This window comes from Amycolatopsis tolypomycina, assembly GCF_900105945.1.
In the GTDB taxonomy this organism is placed as follows: domain Bacteria; phylum Actinomycetota; class Actinomycetes; order Mycobacteriales; family Pseudonocardiaceae; genus Amycolatopsis; species Amycolatopsis tolypomycina.
In genome coordinates this window covers 1894766-1917906 of record NZ_FNSO01000004.1, presented here as the reverse complement: position 1 = coordinate 1917906, position 23141 = coordinate 1894766, and the positions used below count along the sequence as shown (strand labels likewise).

Below are 23141 nucleotides of genomic sequence, written 5' to 3'. Positions count from 1 at the left end.
GCCCGCGCGGCGGCCGGGCCACCTCACCCGGCGGGGATGAGGCAGCGCGGCCGGGCCCGGGCGACGGTGCACCGAGGAGATCCCGGTGCCCCCATGGAGGAACGATGACCGAGACCACGATCGCCGAGCACGGGCTGATCGGTGACCTGCAGACCGCCGCGCTGGTGACGACCGACGGGTCGATCGACTGGTTCTGCGCCCCGCGCTTCGATTCGCCGTCGGTCTTCGGCGCCCTGCTCGACGACGAGCGCGGCGGCCGGTTCCGGATCCGCCCGGCCGGCGCGTGCGCGAGCTCGCAGATGTACCACCCGGACACCGCGGTGCTGATCACCCGGTTCGCCGGCCCGGACGGCCTCGGCGAGGTGGTCGACTTCATGCCGCCGTGCGAGGGCACGGCCACGACCCGGCACCGGATCGCCCGGCTCGTGCGCTGCGTCCGCGGCCGGATGACGTTCGACCTCGTGGTCGCGCCCCGGTTCGACTACGGGCGACGGCCGCACCAGGCGATGCTCGTCGCGAACGGGGCCGTGTTCGTCGCGCGCGAGACTTCCCTGACGCTGCAGGCGGTCCGCGAGCCCGGCGACGAGCACCTGGCCGAGGTGCGCGCCGAAGGCGGTGACGTGCACCTGAGCCTCACCCTGTCCGCCGGCCAGGTCCGCGGGGTCGTGCTCGAGACCGACGCCGCCGAGCCGCCGCGGGAGATGCGCGTCGCCGAGTTCGAGGCGCTTTTGCGGTCCACTGTGGACTGGTGGCGCGCCTGGCTGGCCCGCGCCACCTACCGCGGCCGCTGGCGGGAGATCGTGGCGCGCTCGGCGATCACGCTCAAGCTGCTGACCTACGCGCCGACCGGCGGCCTGGTCGCCGCGCCCACCCTCGGGCTGCCCGAGCGGCTCGGCGGCGAGCGCAACTGGGACTACCGCTACACGTGGGTCCGGGACGCGTCGTTTTCGGTGTCGGCGTTGCTGTCACTCGGGTTCACGGAGGAGGCGGCCCGGTTCGGGACCTGGCTCGGCGACCGCATCCGCGAAGGCAGCGGCGGGCCGAGCGGGCCGCTCGCCGTGCTGTACCGGGTGGACGGCACGACGGACCTGCGGGAGGAGAGCCTCGCGCACTGGTCGGGCCACCGCGGCTCGAGCCCGGTCCGGATCGGCAACGACGCGGCCGGGCAGCTGCAGCTCGACATCTACGGCGAAGCCCTCGACAGCGTCTTCGCCGCCGACCGCGCCGGGTTCGAGCTCCCCCACCAGGGCTGGACGGCCCTGCGCGCGACCCTCGACTGGCTCGGCGACCACTGGGACCAGCCCGAGGAAGGCATCTGGGAGACCCGGGGCGGCCGCAAGCGGTTCACCTACGGCCGCCTGATGAGCTGGGTCGCGTTCGACCGCGGCCTCCGCCTGGCCGCCGCGCACGGCCGGCCGGCGCCGGTGGAGGACTGGACGTGGCAGCGCGACAGCATCCACGGCCAGCTCCTCGCCCGCGGCTGGCACCGGACGCGCAACGCCTTCGTCCAGCACGACACCGGCGAGGAACTGGACGCGTCGCTGCTTCGCATGCCCCGCACGGGTTTCCTGCCGCCCCAGGACCCGCTGTGGCTTTCCACGCTCGACGCGATCCAGGCGGACCTGGTGACCGACAGCCTGGTCTACCGCTACGACCCGGCGGCGTCCCCGGACGGCCTGGCCGGCTCCGAAGGCACGTTTTCCTTGTGCAGCTTCACCTACGTCGACGCGCTGGCCCGCGCCGGCAGGCTGGAGGAGGCCCGCACGGCGTTCGAGAAGATGCTCACCTACGCCAACCACGTCGGGCTGTACGCCGAGGAGATCTCCCCGACCGGCGAGCAGCTGGGCAACTTCCCGCAGGCGTTCACGCACCTGGCGCTGATCGACGCCGCCGTGACCCTCGACGCCGCCCTCGGCTGAGGAACCGGTCTCGCCCGCCGCGGGTGACCCGGCCGGCCGTCACCCGGAACACGATGAGGCACCCGTCGAGGCGAGCCCTGGAGGCCGACTGCCATGACCACCACCAACAGACCGAGCCGGTCCCCGGAACCCGCGGGACCACCACCCGCCGAAGGGGGCAGGCACACCCGCCCACCGGCCGCCGCGTGGATCTCCTGGGTCGCGCTCGCGCTGATGACGACCGGGTCCGTCGCGAGCCTGCGCCCTTCGCCGACGATGGCCGTGTACGGCCTGGCGGCCGTCTTCCTCTACGTCGTCCCGGCGGTCGTGTTCCTGCTGCCGACGTCGCTGGTTTCGGCCGAGCTGGCGTCCGGCTGGCCCGGCGGGGTCTACAACTGGGTGGCGCTCGGGATCTCCAAGCCGATGGGCTTCCTGGCCGTCTGGTGCCAGTTCGCGATGACGATCTTCTACTACCCGAGCCTGCTCGGGTACGTCGCCGGCACGCTCGCCTACGTGGTGGACCCGGACCTGGCGACCAGCGGGTGGTGGACGGCCGCGGTGATCGTCGTCGCGTACTGGTCGGGGGTTTGGATCTCCTCGCGCGGCACGAAGGGCGTGGCCGGGCTGGCCGGCGGCGGGCTCGTCCTCGGGACGCTGCTGCCCGGCGCGCTGCTGGTGGTCCTCGGCATCGTGTTCCTGGGGAAGGGAAACCCGTCCGCGGCGCCGATGTCGGCGAGCCACCTGCTCCCCGCGTGGGCCGGGCTGGCCAGCCTGGTGCTGATCGTGAACAACTTCCTGTCCTACTCCGGAATGGAGATGAACGCGGTGCACGTGTCGTCGCTGCGCAAGCCGGGCAAGGAGTTCCCGCGCGCGATGTTCCTGGCGATGGGGCTGGTGCTGCTGATCTTCATCCTGCCCGCGCTGGCGATCAGCTGGCTCGTCCCGGCCGACCAGCTGTCGCTGACGGCCGGGGTGATGCAGGCCTTCGACACGGTCCTCGCGGGCTTCGGCATCCAGTGGCTGACGCCGCTGATCGGCGTCCTGCTGGTGCTGGCGTCGCTCGGCGGGATGCTCACCTGGCTGGCCGGCCCGTCGAAGGGGCTGCTCCTGATCGCCCGGCAGGAGGGGTACCTGCCGCCGTTCCTGCAGCGGCTCAACGGCCGGGGCGTGCAGCAGAACATCCTCGTCACGCAAGGCGCCGTCACCACGCTGATCGCGCTCTGCTACGCGTTCATCCCGGACGTGTCGAGCGCGTACTGGATCTTCTCGGTGATCACCACCCAGGTGTACCTGATCATGTACCTGCTGATGTTCGTCGCGGCGGTGCGGCTGCGGCGCAAGTTCCCCGGCCACCCGCGCGGGTTTCGCGCGCCGATGCTGCTCGGCCTGTGCGGCATCGGGTTCTGCGCGTCGCTGGCCGCGCTGCTCGTGGGGTTCGTCCCGCCGTCGCAGTTCGGGGCGGGCAGCCCGTGGGTGTACCTCGGGATCGTCGCGGGCGGCGCGCTCGGGCTCGGCCTGCTGGTGCCGTTCCTGTTCCACCGCCTGCGCAAACCGTCGTGGCGGCAGCCGGAGGTGAGCGCGTCATGACCACTGTGGACGAACGATCGACCCGCACGCAGCGGATCTCGGTCTACGTGCTGGTGGGCCTCGTGCTGGGCGGCCTGCTCGTGGCCGGGTACCTGCTCCACCGTCCGGCGCGGGTGGACGCCGCCGCGGTCTGCGCCGACCCCTACGCCGCGCTCGTCCGGGCGGCGAACGTCAGTGCCGGCGGCCCCGGGATGCCTCCGCCGGAGGCCGTGCGCCACGCGCAGCTGCGCGTGCTGCTGGCCCACTGCCCCGAGAAGGCCCGGTGAGCGCGGTGGACCTCCGGAAGCGGGTCGACGCACTGATGCCGCGGGCCCGCGAAGAACTGGCCGAACTCGTCGCGCTGCGCTCGGTCGCGGACCCGCGGCAGTTCCCGCCCGAAGAATGCCACCGCGCCGCGGTCCGGGTGGCCGACGCGTTCACCGAAGCCGGGTTCGCCACCCACCTCGCCGAGACCCCGGACGGCAGCCAGGCCGTGCTCGGGTCCCGGCGGTGCCCCCGGGAAGACGCCCCGACCGTGCTGCTGTACGCGCACTACGACGTCCAGCCGCCGCTGGCGGACGACCAGTGGCGGACACCGCCGTTCCGGCTGACCGAAGCAGACGGCCGCTGGTACGGGCGCGGCGCGGCCGACTGCAAGGGCGGCATCCTGATGCACCTCACCGCGCTGCGGGCGCTCGGAGACGACGTGCCGGTGCACCTCAAGGTGGTCGTCGAGGGGTCCGAGGAGCAGGGCACCGGCGGCCTGGAGGCGTTCGTCCCCGCGCACGCCGAGCAGCTGCGCGCCGACGCCATCGTGGTGGGCGACACCGGGAACGCCGCCGTCGGGCACCCCGCCGTGACGGTCAGCCTGCGCGGCCTGGTCAACGTCGTCGTCCAGGTCGACGCGCTGCCGGCCGAACTGCACTCCGGCATGTTCGGCGGCCCCGCCCCGGACGCGCTCGCCGCGCTGGTGACGGTGCTCGGCACCCTGCGCGACGAGGCGGGCGACACCACGATCCACGGCGTGCCCGGCGACGGCCGCTGGTCCGGCGCCCCGTACCCGGCGGCGCGGTTCCGGGCGGACGCGGGCCTGTCCCCCGGTGCCGTCCTGCTCGGCACCGGCGAGGTCGCGGACACGCTGTGGGCGCGCCCGGCGCTGACGGTGCTCGGCATCGACTGCCCGCCGGTCGTCGGCTCCACGGCGGCGCTGGCCCCGCGCGCCCGGGCGCGGCTGAACCTGCGTGTCCCACCGGGTGTCGACCCGTACCAGGCGGCGGCCGCGCTGAGCGAGCACCTGATGGCCGCGGCGCCGTGGGGCGTGGCCGTCTCGGTGGAGGTGGAGGCGATCGGCGAGCCGTTCCACGCGGCGACCGGCGGCCCCGCCCACCAGGCGATGGAGGAGGCCTTGGAGACCGCGTACGGCCGTCCGGTGAGCCGGCTCGGCCAGGGCGGTTCGATCCCGCTGTGCACGGTGTTCGCCGAGACCTACCCCGACGCCGAGATCCTGCTCGTCGGCGTCGAGGAGCCGCAGGCGAACATCCACGCGCCCAACGAAAGCGTGGCCCCGCAGGAGATCGCGGCGATGGCACTGGCCGAAGCGCTGTTCCTGCGGAACTACGGCGCCGCTTCCGGGTGACGCTACGGCCGCGGCCGCCGCAGCAAGCGCAGCGCGACGACGAGCGCGGCCAGCACGACCACGACGGCGACCAGGATCCACACCCACGCCGGAACGCCGGCGGCGACATCGCTCGCCGGCGCCGGTGCCGCGGACTCGGTGGTGGCGGCCGGTGCGGCCGACGACGACGTGGGCGCCGCCGCGCTGGACGAGACCGGCGCGGTGAGGGTGAAGTGCACGGCGGCGGTGACCTTGTCGCCGTCGCCGGACACGACCTTGTAGGTGAGGGTGTAGGCACCGGCCGGACCGGACGGGGTGACCGGGGCGGAGATCACCGCGTCGACCACCGAGGGGGTGCCGACGCTCCACTTCGCGCCGTCCGGGCCGGTGATCGAGATCGGGTCCGGCTGCAGGGTGACCGGTTCCTCGAAGGTGAGCTCGATCTTCCGCGGCGGCGCGGCCAAGCTGGCCCCTTCGGCGGGCGAGCTCGACTTGAGCTCGGTGTGCGCCGACGCGGGGCCGGCCACCAGCAGCACGCCGGACAGCGCGAGCACCAGGGCTCCGAACAACCGGGCGATCTTCATGCGAGTCCCTCGATCCGACGACGTGGCGTACCGGAGCAGTCTGGCAGCCCGCCGCACCGCGCCGCGGCGGGCCACCGTCACCGGATCGGCTGATCCGGGAACCGGGGCGGGTTCCCGGCCGACTACTGGGCTGTCGGCACCCGACGGCGAAGAGGAGACCGGCCGTGAACGCACCCTGGCGCCACATCGCGACGTTCTGCGGGCAGTGCAACTGCGGCTGCCCGGAACTGCACGTCGCCGACGACGCCCCGGCCGAGCGCCGGATCGTCATCACCGACGACTTCGGACAGAAGATCGAGATGAGCGTCGAGCAGCTCGAGGTCCTGGTCGCCGACATCAAGGCCGGGGTGCTCGACCAGCTGCTGGCCCCGGCCTGAGCCCGGTCAGGGCGACACTTCCACCTCCATTCCCATGATCCGCGTGGTGCGGCGGCGCCGGAGCCAGCCGCGGGCCGGCGTGCCGTCGGGCACCTCGGCGAGGAACGCCTTGCGCTGCGCCGACGTCGCCGAGCGCCAGCGCATGGCCAGCACCGGGCGGACCGGCGCGATGTAGGCCCGCACCCGTTCGTGCGCGCCGGCCAGCCGCGTCTCGTACTCGCGGTCCGGCCGGTAGGCCAGTTCGAGGTCGATCAGCGGCGCCGCACCGCCGGCGTGGTGGTGGCAGCGCGAAAGCATCCGCGCGAGCTCGTCCATCGCTCCCCGCACGCGGCAGGGCATCTGGTCCTGCCAGCGGCCGAGCCGCGGGACGGCCGGCGCCGCGGTCACCTCGTCGGCGAGCACGACGAGGGCCCGGATCGGCGACCCGGCGAGCTCGACCCGGATCCGCCGCCCGCCGGCGTCGACGAAGAAGCGCGGCACCCGCCCGGCCACGACGGTGCCCGACCGCCGCCGCACCCATTCTTCGACGGCGTCGGGCGACGGGCAGGACGACACGAAGGTGAATGCCAGCTCGTCGCCGGCGAGGGTCATCGTCACGGGGAACAGGGAACCGATGTCGTGCACGAAAGCCGAGCCGATGACGAGTGCGGCGCGGGAGCCGCCTCCGCTCATCCCCGGCTACACCTGCAGATCCGCTTCGATGCGTTTGAGGTAGTGCCGCGCCAGCGCCAGGTTGGCCCGGTCGCGGTCCAGCACCAGGTACAGGAACAGCGAGTTCCGGGAGCTCACCGAGTTCATCAGCCGGATCAGGTGGTACTGGCGGTGCAACGTGATCAGGATGTCCTCGATGGTGTCGTTGAGCGCCAGCGAGGACATGACCCGCAGTTTCGACCGCACGACCTCGGTGTTGCCGGCCGCCGCGACTTCGAGGTCGAGCCAGTCGCCGCCCCCGCTGGTGCCGAGCGACATGCCGCTGTCGTAGTCGACCAGCGCGACGCCGACGGCGCCGCTGATGGACATGGCTTCCTTGAGTGCCGTGTCGATGTTCATCATGGTGCTGCATCCTTTCCGTGGACGGGTGGTCGGCCGGTGCTACGCGGCCAGGATCGAGCCGATCCGCTCGATGACGGGCCGGGCTTCGAAAAGGAGCCGCCCGACGTTGAGGCCCTTGTCCCCCAGCACGACCATCAGCGCGAGCCGCCCGATGGCGTAGACGGCCATGTAGCCTTCACTGCCGAACACGACGGTCTGGTTCAGCGTGCCCTTACCGGTGATTTCGGCGGCCTGCCGCGCGATCCCCAGATCAGCCGCGGCGAGCGCGGAGACCTTGGCGGGGTCGATGTCATCGGCAGCATCGGCAATGATCGGAATACCATCAACGGCGGCGAGCACGGTATCGGTCACCCCGGCGACGGTTTCCCGCAGGCTCCGCAGCTCGCCGGCCAGTGCTTCGAAGTCCAAGACGCTTTCTTTCTACTCCGGAATTGCGCGAGGCGAGTGGCGATAATCAACCATTCGGGTTGCTCTGCACGGCGCGAACCTTACCGGCACCATTACTTTTCGCCAACAAGCACCGGAGCTCCAATTTCAGCATCACACGATCGAGTGAAACAAATTTCGGCTCGTAACAGAAATAAGTGACCATGTTCTTTGATCACTAAGCGCCGGAATTCGATGTTCGGCATTGCCGGGAGCCCGCGGGAAAAGCCACGACACGAGGGGCCGGACAGACGTCGCGCGCCGGGCGACGTCCGACGCGGGTGCGGGAGGCCGGAAGCGACGGGGTCGCGGACACGCTCAGCGACGGGAAGCTCGCCAGCGCCATCGCCTGTTCGGCGGCTTGCAACGTCCCCGCGCGCCGGGTTCGGGACGTGAACGGCTGGGCTGGGCACGGCGGGCCCAGAAGGGGCAGGCCGGAGCCAACCGCAACCCACCCCCGGACCAAGCCACCGACCACACCCCCTGCCGACGACAAACAACCAGGTCAGCGCCGCCGAGCCAGGCCGGTCCCCCACCGGAACTCACCCCCTGAATCCTTCCGGGAGCCCAAACCCTCTTATGAGGTGTGACGACGTCAACCGGAAAGAGACCCATGGGCTGGATCAGCGACCACCTGGTCAAAGCGGCACAGGACGGCGACCCAGAATCACTGACGGCGGTGATCCACGGCGCCCACCCCCACGTCCGCCGCTTCGCCGACCACCTCTGCGCGTCACCCCAGGACGCCGAGGACGCGGCACAGGAAGCCCTCCTCGTCCTCTACCGCAAGATCGGCTCCCTCCGGGCCACGGCGGCACTGGCCTCCTGGATGTTCCGGATCGTCCGCAACGAGTGCCTCCGCCGGGCCCGGCGCCTTTTCGAGGACACCCCCGAGCCCAGCCTCGCCGCGTCGGCCGAAGACGAGGTCCTCCGGCGGCTCGAAGCCGAGCGCGTCGCCGACGCCATCCGGCCGCTGCCGGACGTCCAGCGCCGCGTGCTCGTCATGCGGGACGTCCTCGGGCAGCCGGGCCGGACGGTCGCCGACGCGCTCGGGCTGAGCACCGCCGCGATGAAGTCCCACCTGCACCGGGCCCGGAACGCGGTCCGCGCCCGGCTCCACACCCCCTGAAAGACATCCCAGGAGCGTAGATGTCAAGCAGCGATGTTTTTGGGGTGATGCGACCAGGCGGTTGTCTCGTCGTAGAGGGTGCCGGTTTTGAGGCAGCCGTGCAGGATGCCGACGAGTCGGTTGGCGAGCTGGCGCAGGGCGGCGTTGTGGCCGGCGCCGCGGGCTCGGTGCCGGTCGTAGTAGGCGCGTGCGCCGGGCGAGCGTCTGAGTGCGCTGAACGCCTGGGTCAGCAGGGCGTCGATGAGCCGGTCGTTGTGGACGAACCGGGCCGGCGCGACCTTCTTTTTTCCCGAAGCTCGGGTGATCGGAGAAGTCCCGGCGCAGTTCTTGCGGGCCTTGGCGGTGGCATAGCGGTCGGGATCGTCGCCGAATTCTGCGAGCACCCGGGCGCCGAGGATCGGTCCCAGACCAGGCTGGGACGCGATGATCTCAGCGGCCGGGTGCTGCCCAAAATAGGCCTCGACCTGCCCCTGCAAGGTCTTGACCTGGGAGTCCAGGACGGTCAGGACCGCGATCAGTGCCCTAACCGAGGCGGCGTGGGCAGCGGTCACGACCTCGGGCTGGGTGAGGTGCTCGGCGCGCAGCGCGGCCTGGATCGCCGCGGCTTTCCCGGCGATGTCGCGGCGGCGCGCTCGCTTCAACGCGCCGCTGATCTGGGCGGTCGTCAGCCGGGCGGCCTGAGCCGGGGTGGGGGCCTTGGCCAGCAATTCCAGCGTGTCGGCGGCGTCGAGGTCGGTGAAAGCGACCAGGGCGGCGGGAAAGTAGTCCCGCAGCGCGTCCCGCAACCGTTGAGTGTGGCGAGTCCGTTCCCAGATCAGGGTTTTATGCGTGCGGGTCACGACCTTGACGGCCTCGGCCCGTGCGGAATCCCCGGCGACCGGCCGCAACTCGTGGCCGTGGGTGCGCACCATGTCCGCCGGCACGTGCGCGTCGCCGGCGTCGCTTGTGGCGCCCGAGACTCCCAGCCGATCACGGAAGCGGGCCGCCTGCAACGGGTTGACCGCCAGCACCGAGTATCCGGCGGCGACCAGCGCCGCGACCCAGGGACCTCGGTCGGTCTCGATCCCGACCAGTACCCCGAGCGCGTCAGCGTCGTCCCCGGCCAGCTCACCGATCATCGTGTGCAGCCGGGTCATCCCCGTCACGCCTTCGAGCAGCCGGCGGGAGAACCATCAGCGACCTAACCAAACAGCGCTCCCGCCGGTACGCGGGACACGACATCCCAGCAGCGATCAACTCTCCCAGCCAACCAGCAGGGGCACGGTCTCTCAGCAGAACTCACACGTCCACGAACCACGAGTGCTCACCTGCCAGCCAGCTACCGACCAGGAGTCTGCCGGATGGCTCACTCCCCGAACTGATTAGGAATCACCGTGCTCGAAGCCGGATCGCCCGCACCGCAGCTGGTGCTGGAAGACACCGACGGGCAGACCGTCCACCTGCCCGACCACCACGCGGTCCTGCTCTACTTCATGCGGTCGACGACCTGCCCGGTCTGCCGACGGCACGTCCGCCACCTCGCCGACGACGCCGCCACGCTGGAGGCGGCCGGCGTCCGCGTCCTGATCGCCGTCCCCGAGGACCAGGCGACGGCGGCCGCCTGGCGGGCGAAGCACGCGATCCCGTTCCCGGTCCTCACCGGCCGCCGCGGCACGCCGCACGAACTGGTCGGGCTGGGCCGGGCGGTCTTCGGCGCGCTGCAGCGGTCCGGCAGCGTCCTCGTCGACGCCGAGGGGATCGTCCGGCACGCGCACAGCGCAGCCCTGCCCACCGCCGGCTACGACCGGGCGGGCATCGCCGCGGCCGTCGCCGCGCTGGGCGCCCCCGCCTGACGCAGCAGGTCGGACGCCGCGGGTCGGGCGCCGCGGGTCAGGCCCAGCAGGTCAGGCGCCGTGGGTCTGATGCTGCGGGCAGGCGCCGCCTGCCAGGCCCAGCAGGTCAGCCGCAGCGCGGCTCAGCGCAGCGGCTCGAGCGCCTTCGCCAGCGGCTCCAGCACAGCCGGCGTGTGCGGCGGCGGCAGGTAGACAATCGCCAGGTCGAGACCCACTTCCCCGAGCGCCGCCGCCTCGGCCGCGACCTTCGCGTAGTCGAGGTCCGGGTCGAGGCGGACGTGCGAGGACAGCGTGATCTCGGCCGGGTCGCGGCCGATGTCCGCGCAGTGGCGGTGCAGGACGTCACGCTTGCGGGCGAACTCCTCGGGCGGGCCGCCGACGAAGTTCCAGTGCTGGGCGTACTTCGCGGTGGTGCGCAGGGTGCGCTTCTCACCGCTGCCGCCGATGCAGATCGGCGGGTGCGGCCGCTGCACGCCCTTGGGCTCGCAGCGGGCGTCCGTCAGCTGGTAGTGCTCGCCCTGGAACGTGGTGGTCTCCTGCGTCAGCAGCCCGACGAGGACTTCGCAGGCTTCCTCGAACCGGTCGCTGCGCTCCTTGACCGTGCCCAGTTCCATGCCGTACGCGCCGGATTCCTCTTCGTTCCAGCCGGCGCCGACGCCGATCTCCAGCCGTCCGCCGGAGACGATGTCGAGCGTGGCGGCCATGTTCGCCAGCAGCGCGGGGTGCCGGTAGTGGATGCCGCTGACCAGCGTGCCCAGCCGCAGCCGCTTGGTCGCCTGCGCGAGCGCCGTCAGCGTCACCCAGCCTTCCAGGCAGGGGCCGGTCGAATCGGAGAAAATGGGGTAGAAGTGGTCGAAGGTCCAGCCGGACTCGAACAGTTCGATTTCGTCCGCGGCCTGCCAGACGGCGAGCATGTCGGCCCATTCGGTGTTCTGGGGCGAGGTCTTGATGGCGAATCGCATGATCTTCATCGTAAACCTGGAGGAACTCCAGAACGCGATCTCACTGACCGGGCCTGCCGTCGATCCGTTCGCGCAGGAGGTCGACGTGCCCCAGGTGGCGGGCGTATTCCTCGATCATCCCGACCACCACTTCGCGCACCGACATCGATCCGCCGCCGCTGCCGTGCTGATTGGCGGGATCCTCGGCCGTGGCGTCGAGGCCGGCGCCCTTCAGCTCCAGCGTGCGGCGCGGGCAGCGCAGGGACTCGGCCGGCGTGGTGCGCTCGTCGGCTCCCCATGCCTGCCATCGTCGGCGACCCGCGGGACCGGCGGCAATCCGTTTTCTGTCGAATGTCCCAGTGTCGGTGGTGCCCGGTAACGTCCTCCCCGTGAACGCTCAGGAACGCATCCAGGAACTCGCCGACCGCGTCATGGTGCTGCGCGACGCCTACTACCGGGGCTCGCCGCTGGTGGCCGACGCGGAGTACGACGCTGTCGAAGACGAGCTGCGGAGCCTGATCGAGGCGCACCCGGAGCACACGCCCGACCCGAACCCGCTCGACCAGGTCGGCGCGCCCGCGGTGCTGCACGCGCCGATCCGGCACTCGCGCCCGATGCTGTCGCTGGAAAAGGCGACCAAACCCGAGCAGGTCGAGGCGTTCTTCGACCGCTTCCCCGGCCAGCCGGTGGTCGTCATGCCGAAGCTCGACGGCCTGTCGCTGGCCGTGGTCTACGAAAACGGGCGGCTGGCCAGGGCGGTCACCCGCGGCGACGGCACGACGGGTGACGACGTCACCGTGCTCGTGCGGGCCCTGACCGACGGGATCCCCGAGCGGGTCGACGCGCCGGGCCGTGTCGAGGTCCGCGGCGAGGCCGTGATGCTGCGGTCCACCTTCGCCGCCTACAACACGGCCCACCCGGACAAGCCGCTGATCAACCCGCGCAACGCGGCCGCGGGCACGCTGCGCGCCAAGGACCCGGCCACGGTCGCCGAGCGGCGGCTGCGGTTCTTCGCCTTCGACCTGCACACCGAGCCCGACAGCGCGGAGACCGACCTCGGCAGCGCGCTGCACACGCTCGGCTTCACCGCGGCAGACATGCGGCGCTGCGCCGACGCCGCGGCGGCGCAGGAGGTGATCGGCGAGATCGAGCGGCAGCGCAACGACCTCGACTACGACCTCGACGGCGCGGTGCTGCGGCTGGCGAGCCGCGACGCCTACGCGGCGGCCGGCACCCGGTCGAGCTCGCCGCGCGGCGCGCTGGCGTTCAAGTTCGCGGCCGAGGAGAAGACCACCGTACTGTCCGATGTGGTCTGGGACGTCGGCAAGACCGGCAAGATCGCCCCGGTCGCCTGGCTCGAACCGGTGTTCGTCGGCGGCACCACGGTCACCCGCGCGACGCTGGCCAACCAGGAGGTGATCCGCGCCCGCGGCATCAGGATCGGCGACACCGTGCTGGTGCGCCGCGCCGGTGACGTGATCCCGTTCGTCGCGGGCGTGCTCGACGAGTCGAAGCGCACGGGCGCCGAGCGGGAGATCGTGCCGCCGAGCGAGTGCCCGTCGTGCGGGCAGCCGCTGACCGAGCAGGGCAACAGCCGGGAACTGTTCTGCACCAACGTGTCCTGCCCGGCGCAGACAGTGCGGCGGCTGATCCACTGGGCGTCGCGGGCGGCGGCGGACATCGACGCCATCGGCGGCGTGTGGATCGAGCGGCTGGCCGAGGCCGGGATCCTGGAGCACCCGTCGGACTTCTACGGGCTGACGAAGGAAAAGCTGCTCGAGTTCGACCGCATCGGCGAGGTCTCGGCCACGCGGATGATCGAGTCGATCGACGCGAGCCGCGCGGTCGGCCTGCGCCGGGCGCTGATCGGGCTGGCGATCCCGATGGCGTCCGAAGGCACCGCCGCCCGCCTGTGCCGGGCCGGGTTCGGCTCGCTGGAGGATGTCGTGGCGGCGGGCGTCGAAGGGCTCGTGGCCGTGGAGGACATCGGCCCGAAGGTCGCCGCCTCGCTGATCGAGCACCTCACGCGGCTGCGCCCCGAGCTCGAGCGCCTGCGCGCGGCGGGCGTCTCGCTGGACGTCCGTGAGGAGGACCTCCCGCCGGTGGTCGCGGCGGGCGCGCCGCTGGCGGGCAAGACGGTGGTGGTCACCGGCTCGATCAGCGACCCGCGGTCCGGCGAGAAGGTGCCGCGCCCGACGTTCCAGCGCCTGTGCGAGAAGGCGGGCGCCACCACGGCGACGTCGGTGTCGGCGAACACGGACCTGCTCATCACCGGCGCGGACGTCGGGGCGAGCAAGCTGACCAAGGCCGAGAAGCACGGCGTCGAGGTCGTCGACCAGGGCGAGATCTGGCAGCAGCTGATCGCGGCCGGCATCGTCTAGCCCCGTCACGGCGCACGGACGCAGGTCACCCGGTCGTGAAAGTCGCCCAAGCGCGACACTGACTTGGGTAGTCCGCCTCGTCCGAAGGGATGCACGATGACCACGCCGCCGACCGACCAGGCGCTCGAACGCCAGCTCCGCGTCCACGAGTTCCTCACCGCGCGGGGCTGGACCCTCGACGGCGCCCGCGAACCCGGCGAAACCTGGTTCGCCAACGATCCCCGGGCCGGCTGGCGCTACCCCGCCAGCTACGGCGGCACCAAGATCAACGACGTCGGCGACACGACACCGGTGCGGCTGCAGGCCTACTTCACGTTCGGCGAAGACGGCAAAGAGGTGTTCACCGTGGTCCCCGCGGGCAACCTGCAGGGCAGCGGCTGCGCCGAGCACGACACCACCGAGCGCTTCTTCCCGTTCACCGCCGACGGAACCGTCGACCTGGCGGGGATCGCCCCGCTGCTCGAGAGCTGGGAGCCGCGAGCGCAAGCCCTGGACCCGCGGGCCCTGATCGAGTGCCGCTATTTCGGACCGTGCAAGGAGTGAATCGGGGCGCTGCCCGGCCAGACGTGCAAGACGGTGCGATCCGGAGCGATGACGAAGTTTTCCGGCCGACAGCCACAAGCTCGGCCCGCCACCTTGCCGTTCCCCTTGCCGCTGCCGGATCACCAGCCTTGACGTCTCGGCCAGGCGGTGCGGGGTGGCGGGAAGTGCCGGGTGCAAGGGGAATTCCGGGTACCGTCGAAGCGGACCGCGGTGGCGTCCCGGTCGACCTGGGCCGCCGCCGGGAGCGGTGCCTGCCCGGGTTGCTGCTGCCGGAAAGCCGGCCGGCTGGTGCGGGTGGAGCGCCTGCTGGACCCGTTGTGGGACGGCGACGCCCCGCCGAAGGCGCGCGCCGGCTCCCGGCTTCGCGCCACGCTCGATCCGGACGGCGCCGGCAGCGACGGAATCCGGCTGCTCGCCCAGGACAACGGCTATCTGACCGAAGTCGACCCGGACTGCATCGACGTCCACCGGTTCCGAACGCCGGCCGGCTCGGCCCGGCAGCCGGCCGAACCCGCCGAACGAGCCGGTGCGCTGCGGTGCGCGCTCGCGTCGTGGCCAGGGTCGACGGCGGCAAGGGTGAGCCGCGAACGCCCGCAGCCAGGCGAACCCGGCACGCCCGCCGCACTCGCCTGGCCGGCCCACCCGTGCCCTGATCGCCCGGCGCTGACGCAGCGCTCGCACGACCGGTCCTCCCCCGGTAACTCTCCGTTCCCAGCCGGGTTGCTTTTGGGTCACGCATCTCACCCCGACCCACCCCGGGTCCCCCCTTCGACGTCCTCCTTGTGACGGTCCGTAGCAGGGGGAGGCGTGACGATGAGTGCTCGATGGACACGGCGGCCGGGGACCTGGCTCACCGTCGCCCTCGCCCTCGTGCTGGCCGGCGTCCTGATCGCCGCCCTCGGCCGCGGCAACGCGCGGCCCGGCACGGCGGCCGCCGGATCGCCTCCGCCCTCGGCCTCCACCACGGCCCCCGTGCCGGTCAAGGACCCGGACTGGATGCGTCCGCTGCGGCCGGGCGAAAAGCCGCCGCAGTTCGTGCTCTTCTCCTTCGACGGGGCCGGCTCGCACGAACACTGGAGCCGTTACCTCTCGCTCGCCCAGTCGGTCCACGCGCACTTCAGCGGGTTCCTCTCCGGCATCTACCTGCTGACCGACGAGCAGCGGTCGCGCTACACCGGGCCCGGGCACAAGCCGGGCGCGGCCTCGATCGGCTTCGGGGGCAGTGCCGCGGAAGTCGCCACCCGCGTCCAGGACCTCAACACGGCCGTCGCCGCGGGGCACCAGATCGGCACGCACTACAACGGGCACTTCTGCGCCGGGGCCGAGCCGGGGGTCGGGCGGTGGACCACGGCGGGCTGGACCGACGAGATCGGGCAGTTCAGCCGCTTCGTCGACGACGCCCGCGACCACCTGGGGCTGCACCTGTCCGCCACGGACGTCACCGGCGGCCGGACGCCGTGCCTCGAAGGCAACTGGGCGCAGGCCTTCCCCGCCATGCGCGCCGCCGGCTACACCTTCGACTCCAGCCAGCCCTCCGACGGCGTCAAGTGGCCCACGAAGCTGGACGGGATCTGGGAGTTCTGGATGCCCTACGTGCAGGTGCCCGCGCTGCACAAGAAGGTCATCATGATGGACTACAACCTCTGGTACCAGCTCGGCCACAGCAAGAACGACGCCGGGCGGTACACCCAGGCCACCCTCGACACCTACCGCGGCGCCTACCGGGCCGCCTTCGACGGCAACCGGGCGCCACTCGTCATCGGCAACCACTTCAACGACTGGGCCGGCGGGGCGTTCTCCCGCGCCGCGGAAGGCTTCATGGGCGAGGTGTGCACCAAGCCCGAGACGGTCTGCGCCACCTACGCGGAAGTCACGAAGTGGATGTCGCTGCAGGACCCCGCGGTCCTGGACAAGTACCGGTCGATGCCGCTCGCCCAGTCCGGCTGACGACGGCGGTGACGCCGGTGTGGAATCCGGCGACCGCAAGCCGGGCCGAGCCGTGATGGCAGTGGTCAGGGACGGTCGATCTCTCCTGCCGGCCCGGGCGGCTCCACCGGTTGCCTGCTCGATCGCCGCCGGGCCCGGCGGGCCGCGGCGCCGGCGGTGGCCAGCGCGCCGACACCCCCGACAGCGGCCGCGCCGGTGGGTCCGAACTGCAGCATGATCACCAGTGCCGGAGCGAGGACGACGGCCGCCGCAAACGCGATGCAGACCACCAGGAACGCCACGTTCATCGTCTGTTTGCGGTCGCGAATGATGGCCGCGACGAGAGCGAGGAAGTTGTCGGGCGGTGGTGGCCTGGTAGGCATCGCCTACCCCCTGCGTCTGTCGAAGACTCATCGGACCTGCGTTGCTCCGTCATTATGCTCCGATTTGGAAGAAAACTGATAGAGTTGCTCCGAACAGTGACCCGGGAGGCTCGATGGGGCCTGAGCCGATCGCGCGGCTGGTTGCCGCCCACGTTCGCCGCCTTCGGCGGGAGCGCGGGTGGTCGGCCGATCGCTTGGCGAGAGCCTGCGCCGACGCCGGCCAGCCGGCGCTCACCCGCGGCACCATCGCGAAGATCGAATCCGGTGTCCGGAAGACGGTGACGGCCGACGAGATCGCCGCGCTCGCGAAAGCGCTGGAAGTCACGCCGGCCGAGCTGCTGGCCCCGGGTGACGAGAATCAGCGCCCGCCCGCGGCGGCGGGCTCGCTCGCTCCGCTGGTCGACGCCTTGGCGCGCACCGAAGTCCTGCGCGCTCCGTCGGCCCGGGCGCTGGCGATCGATCTGCTCCGGCGGCAGCTCGGCGCGGAGTTCGAAGTGCCCGAGCAGCCCTCGTTCCGGTTGCACCTCTACGCGCTGGTGGTCGCCTGCGAGCGCCACCCCTACGGGATCCAGGCTCTGCTGGACGTGCTGGAGGAGCTCGAGCCGGATCCGAGCGGGGTGGAGAGCGTCCGGACGGCAGCGGCGGAACTGAGCCCGATCGGGCTGCTGCCGTCGGACGAGCGGGCGCAGCTGTTCCGGCTGTTCGCCGCCGGGCGGTGGGTGCGGCTGGAGGAGGACTACCGCGCCGCGGCCGGTCCGTACGCTCCCGAGCCGGACGAGCCGCCGGCCGGGCCCCGCGGGTACTTCGAAGAACTGGAGCGGTTGAACGCGCCGCCCAGCGGAATCCCGCCCGCACTGGTGTTCGTCGAACGGCTGGCCGCCCAGGCCGAACCCCGCCTCGCGGACGGGTTGCGGCAGTGGAACCGCGATCTGGCTGCCCGGCTCCAGGTGCCGGTGCCCGCGGTGACCGAGCAGGCGGGCGCCGCGGCACCCGCGAGCGCGTACCTGGTCATCCGGCTCGAGCCGGACTTCGTGGCGCCCGATCGGCTCCAGGCGCGCTCCTGGACCCAGCTCGGCTCCGATGGGCTGCGGGCGGGCGAGGAATTCGAAGGCGGACTGGCCGAGGTGCGGGAGCAGGTCGCCGGGCTGGTCCGGCAGGCGGAAGCGGGCTGGGCCGCCGACACGGCGGCCATCCGGGTGGAGTTCCTGCTGCCGCGGGCGCTGCTCGGCCTGCCGATCGACCAGTGGCCGGGCGAACTCCCCGGCGAGTCGCCGCAGCCGCTGGGCCTGCGGCACCAGGTCGTCGTGCGCAGCCTGGACCGCATGCGCTCGCCTCACTGGCACCGCTCCTGGCGCCGCCGGTGGGAAAGCCTGGCCCAGGTCGGCTCCCTCGCGGACGACCAGGTCCGGTGGACCGATGCCCGCGACCAGGCCGACGTGCGGCGCCTCGACGCGGTGCTGGCCACGAGCGACCCGGTGCTGCTGGTGCTGGCTCACCCGCTGGTGGAAGCGGCAAGCATCGCCGGGGACGAAGTGGCCGTCGGGCTGCGGGCCGGCGTCCCGGCGATGCTGTGGCTGCGCGACCGGCGGTTCTCCGCCGAATTCCGGGAGATCGTCCCGTCCCTGCTCAAAACCGGCGGGAACCTGCCGGAGAGCGTGCGGTTGCTCCGGGGCGCGGCGTTCGGTGCCGACGACCCTGAAACACACGTCGGCAGTCATGTGACTTTGTTGTGGGATGACCCGGGCCGGCTCGTCGAGCCGTCCGGGCCGGTCGGTGTGCGCCAACACTCGAAGGAAGGTCGGTCATGAGTTCTGGCCAGGAAGCCGCTTCCCCGGTGCCCCCGTGGTGGATCTACCGCGGAACGGGAGAGCAGCGTACGGAGGACATCGCCGAACTGCTCCCACCACCCCCGCCGTGGCGGGCCTTCGACGGAGAACCAGTACTGCCGGTGCCGCCGGCGAAGGACGCCGGCTTCGCCCGGCGGCTCGGCCGGCCCGGCCCGGTGCCGATGCGCTCCGATCCGCAGCAGGTCGAGCTGATCAACGCGGCCATCTGCCTCCGCCGCCCGCTGCTGGTCACGGGCGCGCCGGGAACGGGGAAGTCGTCGCTCGCCTACCGGATCGCACAGGAGCTGCGGCTCGGCCCGGTCCTGTACTGGCCGATTTCCACCCGGAGCTCGCTCGGGAACGGCCTGTACGAGTACGACGCGATCGGCCGTGTCCAGGCGGCCAGTGCGCTGGCTGCCGTCCGGGACGGGAACCCGGCCTCGGCCGCCGATGTCGGCGACTTCGTGCGGCTCGGGCCGCTCGGCACCGCGCTGCTGGCCTACGAGAAACCGCGGGTCCTGCTGATCGACGAACTCGACAAGAGCGACATCGACCTGCCCAACGATCTGCTGGCCGTGCTGGAAGAAGGCGAGTACTTCATCCCGGAGCTGGCCCGGTTGGCGAGCAGGACGCCGGAAGTCCGGGTGTTCACCCACGACCTGGGCGAGTCGGCGGTGGTCCGCTCCGGCGTCGTGCGCTGCCGCGCCTTCCCGATCATCGTGATCACGAGCAACGGCGAACGCCAGTTCCCGCCCGCGTTCCTCCGGCGCTGCATCCGGCTGGACCTGCCGAACCCGGACGTGGAGCAGCTGGCAGGCATCGTCGCCGCACATCTGCCGCGAGGGGTCGGGACCGCGGCCGCCGAGCTGATCGAAGCCTTCGCCGAACGGTCCGCCGCGGCGGAGCCCGGGTTGCCGGTCGACCAGCTGCTGAACGCCCTCTACCTGGTGACATCCGGGAACTACGACGCGCACGACGAGTCGTGGCCGCGGCTGGTCGACGCGCTGTGGCGGCAGCTGTCGGCGCCCGTCGACTGACTGGGGAGTACACGCTATGAGCGAGCCGGACGACACGCCGACCCGGATACCGGCGGGCGAGCTGTCCTGGCAAGAGGTCGCGGACATGCTCTGGCTCGTCAACGTGCTGCAGCAGTCGGGAAGGCCTGGCCACCCGGAAGAACCTCCCTTGGACCGGACGCGCGCACCGGAGCCGGTCGGGGAGCCGCCGAGCCCACGTCAGGCGTTCGAGGAGCCCGAGCCGATCTCGGACACAGCCGGGGTGGCGCCGTCGCCCGATCCGGCCGTGTCCGGGCCGGGCAGGGCCGGTGGCGACCGGGATTTCGGCTCGCAGCTGACGAACCCGCGGGCGATCGAACGAGCACTGCGGCCGTTGTCCCGGCGCGTCCCGTCCCGCCGGGACAAGGAGCTCGACGAGGTCCGCGTGGCGACGACCGCGGCCGAAACCGGGTTGTGGCTGCCGGTGACCCGGCCTGCGGCCACCCGGCGGTTCGACGTCGTCGTCGTGTGCGACACCGGCCGCTCGACCGCGCTCTGGCGAGCGACCGCGGCCGACTTCGTCCACCTGCTCGAACGCCAGGGCGCGTTCCGCGACGTCCGGACCGTCCAGCTCGACACCGACCAGGACGTCCCCGAGACCTACCGCGTCGCCGGCCGCCCGGACCGGCGCCCGCTGCGGGAGCTCGCCGATCCCACCGGACGGCGCATCGTCCTCGTGCTGACCGACGGCGTGGGCCGGGCGTGGCGGCCGGACACCGTCCCGTCATGGCTGACCGCGCTCGGGGAGGACAACCCGCTCGCCGTGGTCCACCACCTCCCGCATCGCCTGTGGCGCCTGGGAAACCTGACCACGGAACTGGCGAACCTGTCGACCGGCGAACCCGGCGCACCCAACCGGCGGCTGCGCTTCGACGTCCACGCCGAGCCCTGGGCACCCCGCCGCGAGGGGCTCCCGGTTCCGGTGCTCGAGATGTCCGGCGGCTGGCTGGCGCGCTGGGCGGGCCTGCTCACGGCAACGGGCCCGGCCGAGGTCACCCTGCCGGTCACCGTTCTCGGCCGGTCCGCCGAGGCGCCGGACGACCTGCCCGCCGAGCTCTCCGCGCGCGAACGGGTGCGCGCGTTCCACCTGACCGCGTCCCCGGCCGCCTTCCGCCTCGCCGCACTGCTGTCCGCCGTGCCGATCGATCTGGCGGTGATGCGGTTCGTGCAGCAGGAAATGGTCCCGAGGTCGGCGCTCTTCCACCTGGCCGAGGTGCTCCACGGCGGACTCCTGACCGACGGGGACGGCGAACCGGGCGAGGGTTTCGACTTCCTGCCCGGGGTGCGGGCGGAACTCCTCGGCGGGTTGCGGCGCACCGATACCGTGGGCGTCATCCGGGAGGTGGCCACGACCTTCGGTGCCGCGAAGCCGGTGCTGGCCCGCCTGCTGGCCGCGGTCGCCGACCCGTTCGGGCCGTCGTTGCCCAGCGATCCTGCCGACATCCGGGTCGAGCGCGCCGTAATGCGGGCGCTGTCGGGTCCCTACCTCTCCCGGGCGCGCCGCCTGACGGCCGGCGCGGACTCCTCTTCGAGCCTGGAGCAGCTGGAGCGTGCGGCTCCGTCGGTGACATCGGAGTCGACGGCCATGTTGTCGGTGAGCCCGCAGGCCAACGCCCGGGGCTTCGTCGACCGGGCCGAACTGGCGGCCGTGCGATCGTCGCTCACCGGCGGGGGCGGCCGTCCCGTGGTGGTGCTCGGGGAGGGCGGCAGCGGCAAGACCGAGCTGGTCCGCGAATACCTCGCGCGGCACGCCGACGACTACGACTCGGTTTGGTGGGTCCGGGCGGGCGAGGCGGCCGACATCGTCACCGACTACGGCCGCATCGCCATCGATCTCGGGCTGCAGCACCCCGGAGCGGCCGCCGACGCCGTCGCGGCCACCGTGCTGGACGCGTTCGCCGGCGCCCGTGCGGTGCGGTGGCTGCTGGTGCTCGACGGCGCGGTCGATCCCGCTGACGTGCTGCCCTACCTTCCCGCGGGGCCGGCACACGTCGTCGTGACCTCACGGGAGCCGGCCTGGCGGGACCACGGAATCCCGGTGCCCGTCGGCAGGCTGTCGGCCGCGCAGAGCCGCGAACTGCTGCTGAGGCGCGCCCCCGCACTGGACGACGCCGAGTGCGAGTCGCTCGCCGAGCTGCACGGCGGCCTCGCCGCCACCGTCACCTACCTCGCGCACCGCGCGCCACGACGCCGGTTCTCCGCGGGCTGGTTCACCCGGGAGGTACTGGACGAGGGACCGTTCCGACACGCGCTCGACGACGTCGCCGCCGGCCGGCCGCTCCTCGACGTCTGCGCCGTGCTGGGTCCGCGCGGGGTGGCCGCGTATTTTCTCGACCGGCTGTCGGGTTCCGGACCGGACCCGGTCGCCGGCGGCACCGTCGCCACGGAGGCCGAGGAGGCGCGAACAGCCCTGCTCGAAAGCGGGTTGCTGGTGCCGGACCGGGGCGTCCTGGTCGTTCCCGAGCCGGTCCGGGCGGAGGTGCTGGCTCGCTTGGGGGCAACGGCGTCGGACTCGGCACGGCACGCCGTTCACCGCGTCCTGGCGCAGGACACTTCGGCGCTGGCGCCCGGGGAAGTGGTTTCGCACCTGAAGCGCTCGGGCATGGTGGACTGCGCCGATCCGGGCGTGCGACTCGGTGTCGTCGCGCTGACGAGGCGGCTCCTCGATCTCGGGTACCTGGCCGCGGCGGTCGAGGTGGCCGAGTCGGCACTGCGTGCCTGGGAGGGTGAAGCCGCCGGCACGCCGCAGTTCGCTCAGCTCGCCGCCGAGCTCGGAGTGGCCTGCCGGCTGCGGGGCGACCGCGCCCGCGCCGTCCGGCTGCACCGGCGTTACGGCCCGGCTGTGTCCCTGGCGCGCTCCCTGCGGGAGACCGGCGAAGTCGAAGCGGCGTTCGAGGCGCTCGGGGGCCACGCACCGGCCACGGACGACATCGCGGTCATCGCCGGGTTCGCGGCGACCGCCCGCTTGGCCGCGGCGCTCGCGGGCCGCCCGCTCGCCGCCGAAATCGGGGTGCTCCAGGAAGAAGTCGTGGCCCGCCTGCGCCGGAAATGCGGTGACGGGCACCCCGCGACATTGGCCGCGTTGGGCGAGCTGGCCCTGACCCGGCGCCTCGGCGGCGAAGCCCGGGTGGCGCTCGAGCTCGACCGCACCCTCGTCGGCCGGGCGACGGCGCTGCTCGGGGAAGGACACCGGATCACCCTCGCGTGCGCGATCAACTTCGCCACTGATCTCCACGAGACCGGCCAACCCGACGCCGCGGTGAAGCTGGACCGCCGGACGGCCCGGATCGCGGCCCGGGCCCAGGGTGAGCGGCACACCGCCACGTTGGTCGCCCGGTGGAACCTTGCCCTCGCCGAAGGGCCGGAGCCGGCTGAAGCGGACGCCGGAGCCGCACTGAGCCGGGAGCTCGGGCGTTCGCACCCGCTGGCCCGGTTGGCGGCCGCCGGGTCGCGTTGCTGGTACGAGCCCGATCCCGGTGCCCTGCTCGCCGACGAGTCCGGCTCCCTCTGAGCGAACCGGCGGCGGGCTCACCGGCCGGCTGGCGACGGCGGCACCGTGTGACGTTGGCCACCGGCGCCCCCGCCCGGTCGCGGCTTCCTCGGCAA

Annotated in this window: 21 protein-coding genes; 13 read left to right on the top strand and 8 right to left on the bottom strand. The window is 72.4% G+C overall.

Annotation, left to right across the window (positions count from 1 at the left end):
• Positions 1–104: 104 nt before the first annotated feature.
• The 4 genes from BLW76_RS19445 (at position 105) to BLW76_RS19430 (ending at position 5100) form a co-directional block, all read left to right on the top strand.
• On the top strand, positions 105–1919 hold the full coding sequence (locus BLW76_RS19445; protein WP_091309384.1) for a glycoside hydrolase family 15 protein: 1815 nt from the start codon (positions 105–107) through the stop codon (positions 1917–1919).
• A gap of 93 nt (positions 1920–2012) precedes the next feature.
• Positions 2013–3485 (top strand): glutamate/gamma-aminobutyrate antiporter GadC, encoded by a 1473-nt coding sequence (gadC, locus tag BLW76_RS19440; RefSeq protein WP_091309382.1) that lies wholly within the window; start codon positions 2013–2015, stop codon positions 3483–3485.
• Complete coding sequence (locus tag BLW76_RS19435) at positions 3482–3751, top strand: hypothetical protein (protein ID WP_091309380.1); 270 nt, start codon at positions 3482–3484, stop codon at positions 3749–3751. The genes gadC and BLW76_RS19435 overlap by 4 nt, the downstream gene beginning before the upstream one ends.
• Entirely contained in the window at positions 3748–5100 is a 1353-nt protein-coding gene (locus tag BLW76_RS19430; protein WP_091309378.1) for a dipeptidase, read from the top strand. Before BLW76_RS19435 ends, BLW76_RS19430 begins: the two co-directional genes overlap by 4 nt.
• A 2-nt stretch (positions 5101–5102) precedes the next feature.
• Here the strand turns inward: BLW76_RS19430 and BLW76_RS19425 are convergent, their stop codons facing one another.
• Complete coding sequence (locus BLW76_RS19425; RefSeq protein ID WP_091309376.1) at positions 5103–5663, bottom strand: copper resistance CopC family protein; 561 nt, start codon at positions 5661–5663, stop codon at positions 5103–5105.
• A 164-nt stretch (positions 5664–5827) separates the two neighbouring features.
• Between BLW76_RS19425 and BLW76_RS19420 the strand changes: the two genes are divergently transcribed.
• Positions 5828–6040, top strand: a complete 213-nt coding sequence (locus BLW76_RS19420; RefSeq protein WP_091309373.1) for a hypothetical protein — start codon at positions 5828–5830, stop codon at positions 6038–6040.
• 6 nt (positions 6041–6046) lie between these two features.
• Here BLW76_RS19420 and BLW76_RS19415 read toward each other — a convergent pair whose 3' ends face one another.
• From BLW76_RS19415 to BLW76_RS19405, 3 genes are read right to left on the bottom strand one after another with little or no spacing between them, the layout of a single operon-like run.
• Positions 6047–6712: a hypothetical protein gene (locus BLW76_RS19415; RefSeq protein ID WP_091309371.1), complete on the bottom strand. Its 666-nt coding sequence runs from the start codon at positions 6710–6712 to the stop codon at positions 6047–6049.
• 6 nt (positions 6713–6718) lie between these two features.
• Positions 6719–7090 (bottom strand): hypothetical protein, encoded by a 372-nt coding sequence (locus BLW76_RS19410; protein WP_167384990.1) that lies wholly within the window; start codon positions 7088–7090, stop codon positions 6719–6721.
• 42 nt (positions 7091–7132) lie between these two features.
• Positions 7133–7501, bottom strand: coding sequence for a roadblock/LC7 domain-containing protein (locus tag BLW76_RS19405; protein ID WP_091309367.1), 369 nt, complete (start codon positions 7499–7501; stop codon positions 7133–7135).
• A gap of 631 nt (positions 7502–8132) precedes the next feature.
• Between BLW76_RS19405 and BLW76_RS19400 the strand changes: the two genes are divergently transcribed.
• Positions 8133–8648, top strand: a complete 516-nt coding sequence (locus tag BLW76_RS19400; protein WP_091309364.1) for an RNA polymerase sigma factor — start codon at positions 8133–8135, stop codon at positions 8646–8648.
• 23 nt (positions 8649–8671) lie between these two features.
• Here the strand turns inward: BLW76_RS19400 and BLW76_RS19395 are convergent, their stop codons facing one another.
• Positions 8672–9784, bottom strand: coding sequence for an IS110 family RNA-guided transposase (locus tag BLW76_RS19395; protein ID WP_091309362.1), 1113 nt, complete (start codon positions 9782–9784; stop codon positions 8672–8674).
• Between the two features lie 237 nt (positions 9785–10021).
• On the opposite strand from BLW76_RS19395, the gene BLW76_RS19390 reads away from it, so the two are divergent.
• Positions 10022–10480 (top strand): peroxiredoxin family protein, encoded by a 459-nt coding sequence (locus BLW76_RS19390; RefSeq protein ID WP_091309360.1) that lies wholly within the window; start codon positions 10022–10024, stop codon positions 10478–10480.
• 122 nt (positions 10481–10602) lie between these two features.
• Here the strand turns inward: BLW76_RS19390 and BLW76_RS19385 are convergent, their stop codons facing one another.
• Both BLW76_RS19385 and BLW76_RS50780 read right to left on the bottom strand, forming a co-directional pair.
• On the bottom strand, positions 10603–11442 hold the full coding sequence (locus BLW76_RS19385; protein WP_167384654.1) for an LLM class F420-dependent oxidoreductase: 840 nt from the start codon (positions 11440–11442) through the stop codon (positions 10603–10605).
• Between the two features lie 40 nt (positions 11443–11482).
• Complete coding sequence (locus tag BLW76_RS50780) at positions 11483–11656, bottom strand: mycothiol transferase (protein ID WP_425266055.1); 174 nt, start codon at positions 11654–11656, stop codon at positions 11483–11485.
• A gap of 154 nt (positions 11657–11810) precedes the next feature.
• Between BLW76_RS50780 and ligA the strand changes: the two genes are divergently transcribed.
• The 3 genes from ligA (at position 11811) to BLW76_RS19365 (ending at position 16292) form a co-directional block, all read left to right on the top strand.
• Positions 11811–13802, top strand: a complete 1992-nt coding sequence (ligA, locus tag BLW76_RS19375; RefSeq protein ID WP_091319585.1) for an NAD-dependent DNA ligase LigA — start codon at positions 11811–11813, stop codon at positions 13800–13802.
• A 96-nt stretch (positions 13803–13898) separates the two neighbouring features.
• Positions 13899–14345, top strand: a complete 447-nt coding sequence (locus tag BLW76_RS19370; protein ID WP_091309353.1) for a hypothetical protein — start codon at positions 13899–13901, stop codon at positions 14343–14345.
• An 813-nt stretch (positions 14346–15158) separates the two neighbouring features.
• Positions 15159–16292 (top strand): polysaccharide deacetylase family protein, encoded by a 1134-nt coding sequence (locus BLW76_RS19365; RefSeq protein ID WP_091309350.1) that lies wholly within the window; start codon positions 15159–15161, stop codon positions 16290–16292.
• 65 nt (positions 16293–16357) lie between these two features.
• Here the strand turns inward: BLW76_RS19365 and BLW76_RS19360 are convergent, their stop codons facing one another.
• Positions 16358–16654, bottom strand: coding sequence for a hypothetical protein (locus BLW76_RS19360; RefSeq protein ID WP_091309349.1), 297 nt, complete (start codon positions 16652–16654; stop codon positions 16358–16360).
• Positions 16655–16767: 113 nt separating this feature from the next.
• On the opposite strand from BLW76_RS19360, the gene BLW76_RS19355 reads away from it, so the two are divergent.
• Genes BLW76_RS19355 through BLW76_RS19345 form a run of 3 tightly spaced genes read left to right on the top strand, consistent with a single transcriptional unit; the run spans position 16768 to position 23046 of the window.
• Entirely contained in the window at positions 16768–18462 is a 1695-nt protein-coding gene (locus tag BLW76_RS19355; protein WP_091309346.1) for a VMAP-C domain-containing protein, read from the top strand.
• Positions 18459–19517: an AAA family ATPase gene (locus tag BLW76_RS19350; RefSeq protein ID WP_091309344.1), complete on the top strand. Its 1059-nt coding sequence runs from the start codon at positions 18459–18461 to the stop codon at positions 19515–19517. Before BLW76_RS19355 ends, BLW76_RS19350 begins: the two co-directional genes overlap by 4 nt.
• 16 nt (positions 19518–19533) lie before the next feature.
• The gene (locus BLW76_RS19345) at positions 19534–23046 is read left to right on the top strand and encodes an SAV_2336 N-terminal domain-related protein (RefSeq protein ID WP_091309342.1); all 3513 of its coding nucleotides are present in this window, start codon (positions 19534–19536) and stop codon (positions 23044–23046) included.
• Positions 23047–23141: the final 95 nt, after the last annotated feature.

What these genes read in the sequence shown, in the direction of transcription:
- gadC (WP_091309382.1), top strand. Translation starts at nt 2,013, where the DNA reads ATGACCACCACCAACAGACCGAGCCGGTCCCCGGAACCCGCGGGACCA.
- BLW76_RS19395 (WP_091309362.1), bottom strand. Translation starts at nt 9,784, where the DNA reads ATGACCCGGCTGCACACGATGATCGGTGAGCTGGCCGGGGACGACGCT.
- BLW76_RS19345 (WP_091309342.1), top strand. Translation starts at nt 19,534, where the DNA reads ATGAGCGAGCCGGACGACACGCCGACCCGGATACCGGCGGGCGAGCTG.
- BLW76_RS19370 (WP_091309353.1), top strand. Translation starts at nt 13,899, where the DNA reads ATGACCACGCCGCCGACCGACCAGGCGCTCGAACGCCAGCTCCGCGTC.
- BLW76_RS19445 (WP_091309384.1), top strand. Translation starts at nt 105, where the DNA reads ATGACCGAGACCACGATCGCCGAGCACGGGCTGATCGGTGACCTGCAG.
- BLW76_RS19365 (WP_091309350.1), top strand. Translation starts at nt 15,159, where the DNA reads ATGAGTGCTCGATGGACACGGCGGCCGGGGACCTGGCTCACCGTCGCC.
- BLW76_RS19350 (WP_091309344.1), top strand. Translation starts at nt 18,459, where the DNA reads ATGAGTTCTGGCCAGGAAGCCGCTTCCCCGGTGCCCCCGTGGTGGATC.
- BLW76_RS19415 (WP_091309371.1), bottom strand. Translation starts at nt 6,712, where the DNA reads ATGAGCGGAGGCGGCTCCCGCGCCGCACTCGTCATCGGCTCGGCTTTC.
- BLW76_RS19425 (WP_091309376.1), bottom strand. Translation starts at nt 5,663, where the DNA reads ATGAAGATCGCCCGGTTGTTCGGAGCCCTGGTGCTCGCGCTGTCCGGC.
- BLW76_RS19435 (WP_091309380.1), top strand. Translation starts at nt 3,482, where the DNA reads ATGACCACTGTGGACGAACGATCGACCCGCACGCAGCGGATCTCGGTC.
- BLW76_RS19400 (WP_091309364.1), top strand. Translation starts at nt 8,133, where the DNA reads ATGGGCTGGATCAGCGACCACCTGGTCAAAGCGGCACAGGACGGCGAC.
- BLW76_RS19360 (WP_091309349.1), bottom strand. Translation starts at nt 16,654, where the DNA reads ATGCCTACCAGGCCACCACCGCCCGACAACTTCCTCGCTCTCGTCGCG.
- BLW76_RS19410 (WP_167384990.1), bottom strand. Translation starts at nt 7,090, where the DNA reads ATGAACATCGACACGGCACTCAAGGAAGCCATGTCCATCAGCGGCGCC.
- BLW76_RS19355 (WP_091309346.1), top strand. Translation starts at nt 16,768, where the DNA reads ATGGGGCCTGAGCCGATCGCGCGGCTGGTTGCCGCCCACGTTCGCCGC.
- BLW76_RS19385 (WP_167384654.1), bottom strand. Translation starts at nt 11,442, where the DNA reads ATGCGATTCGCCATCAAGACCTCGCCCCAGAACACCGAATGGGCCGAC.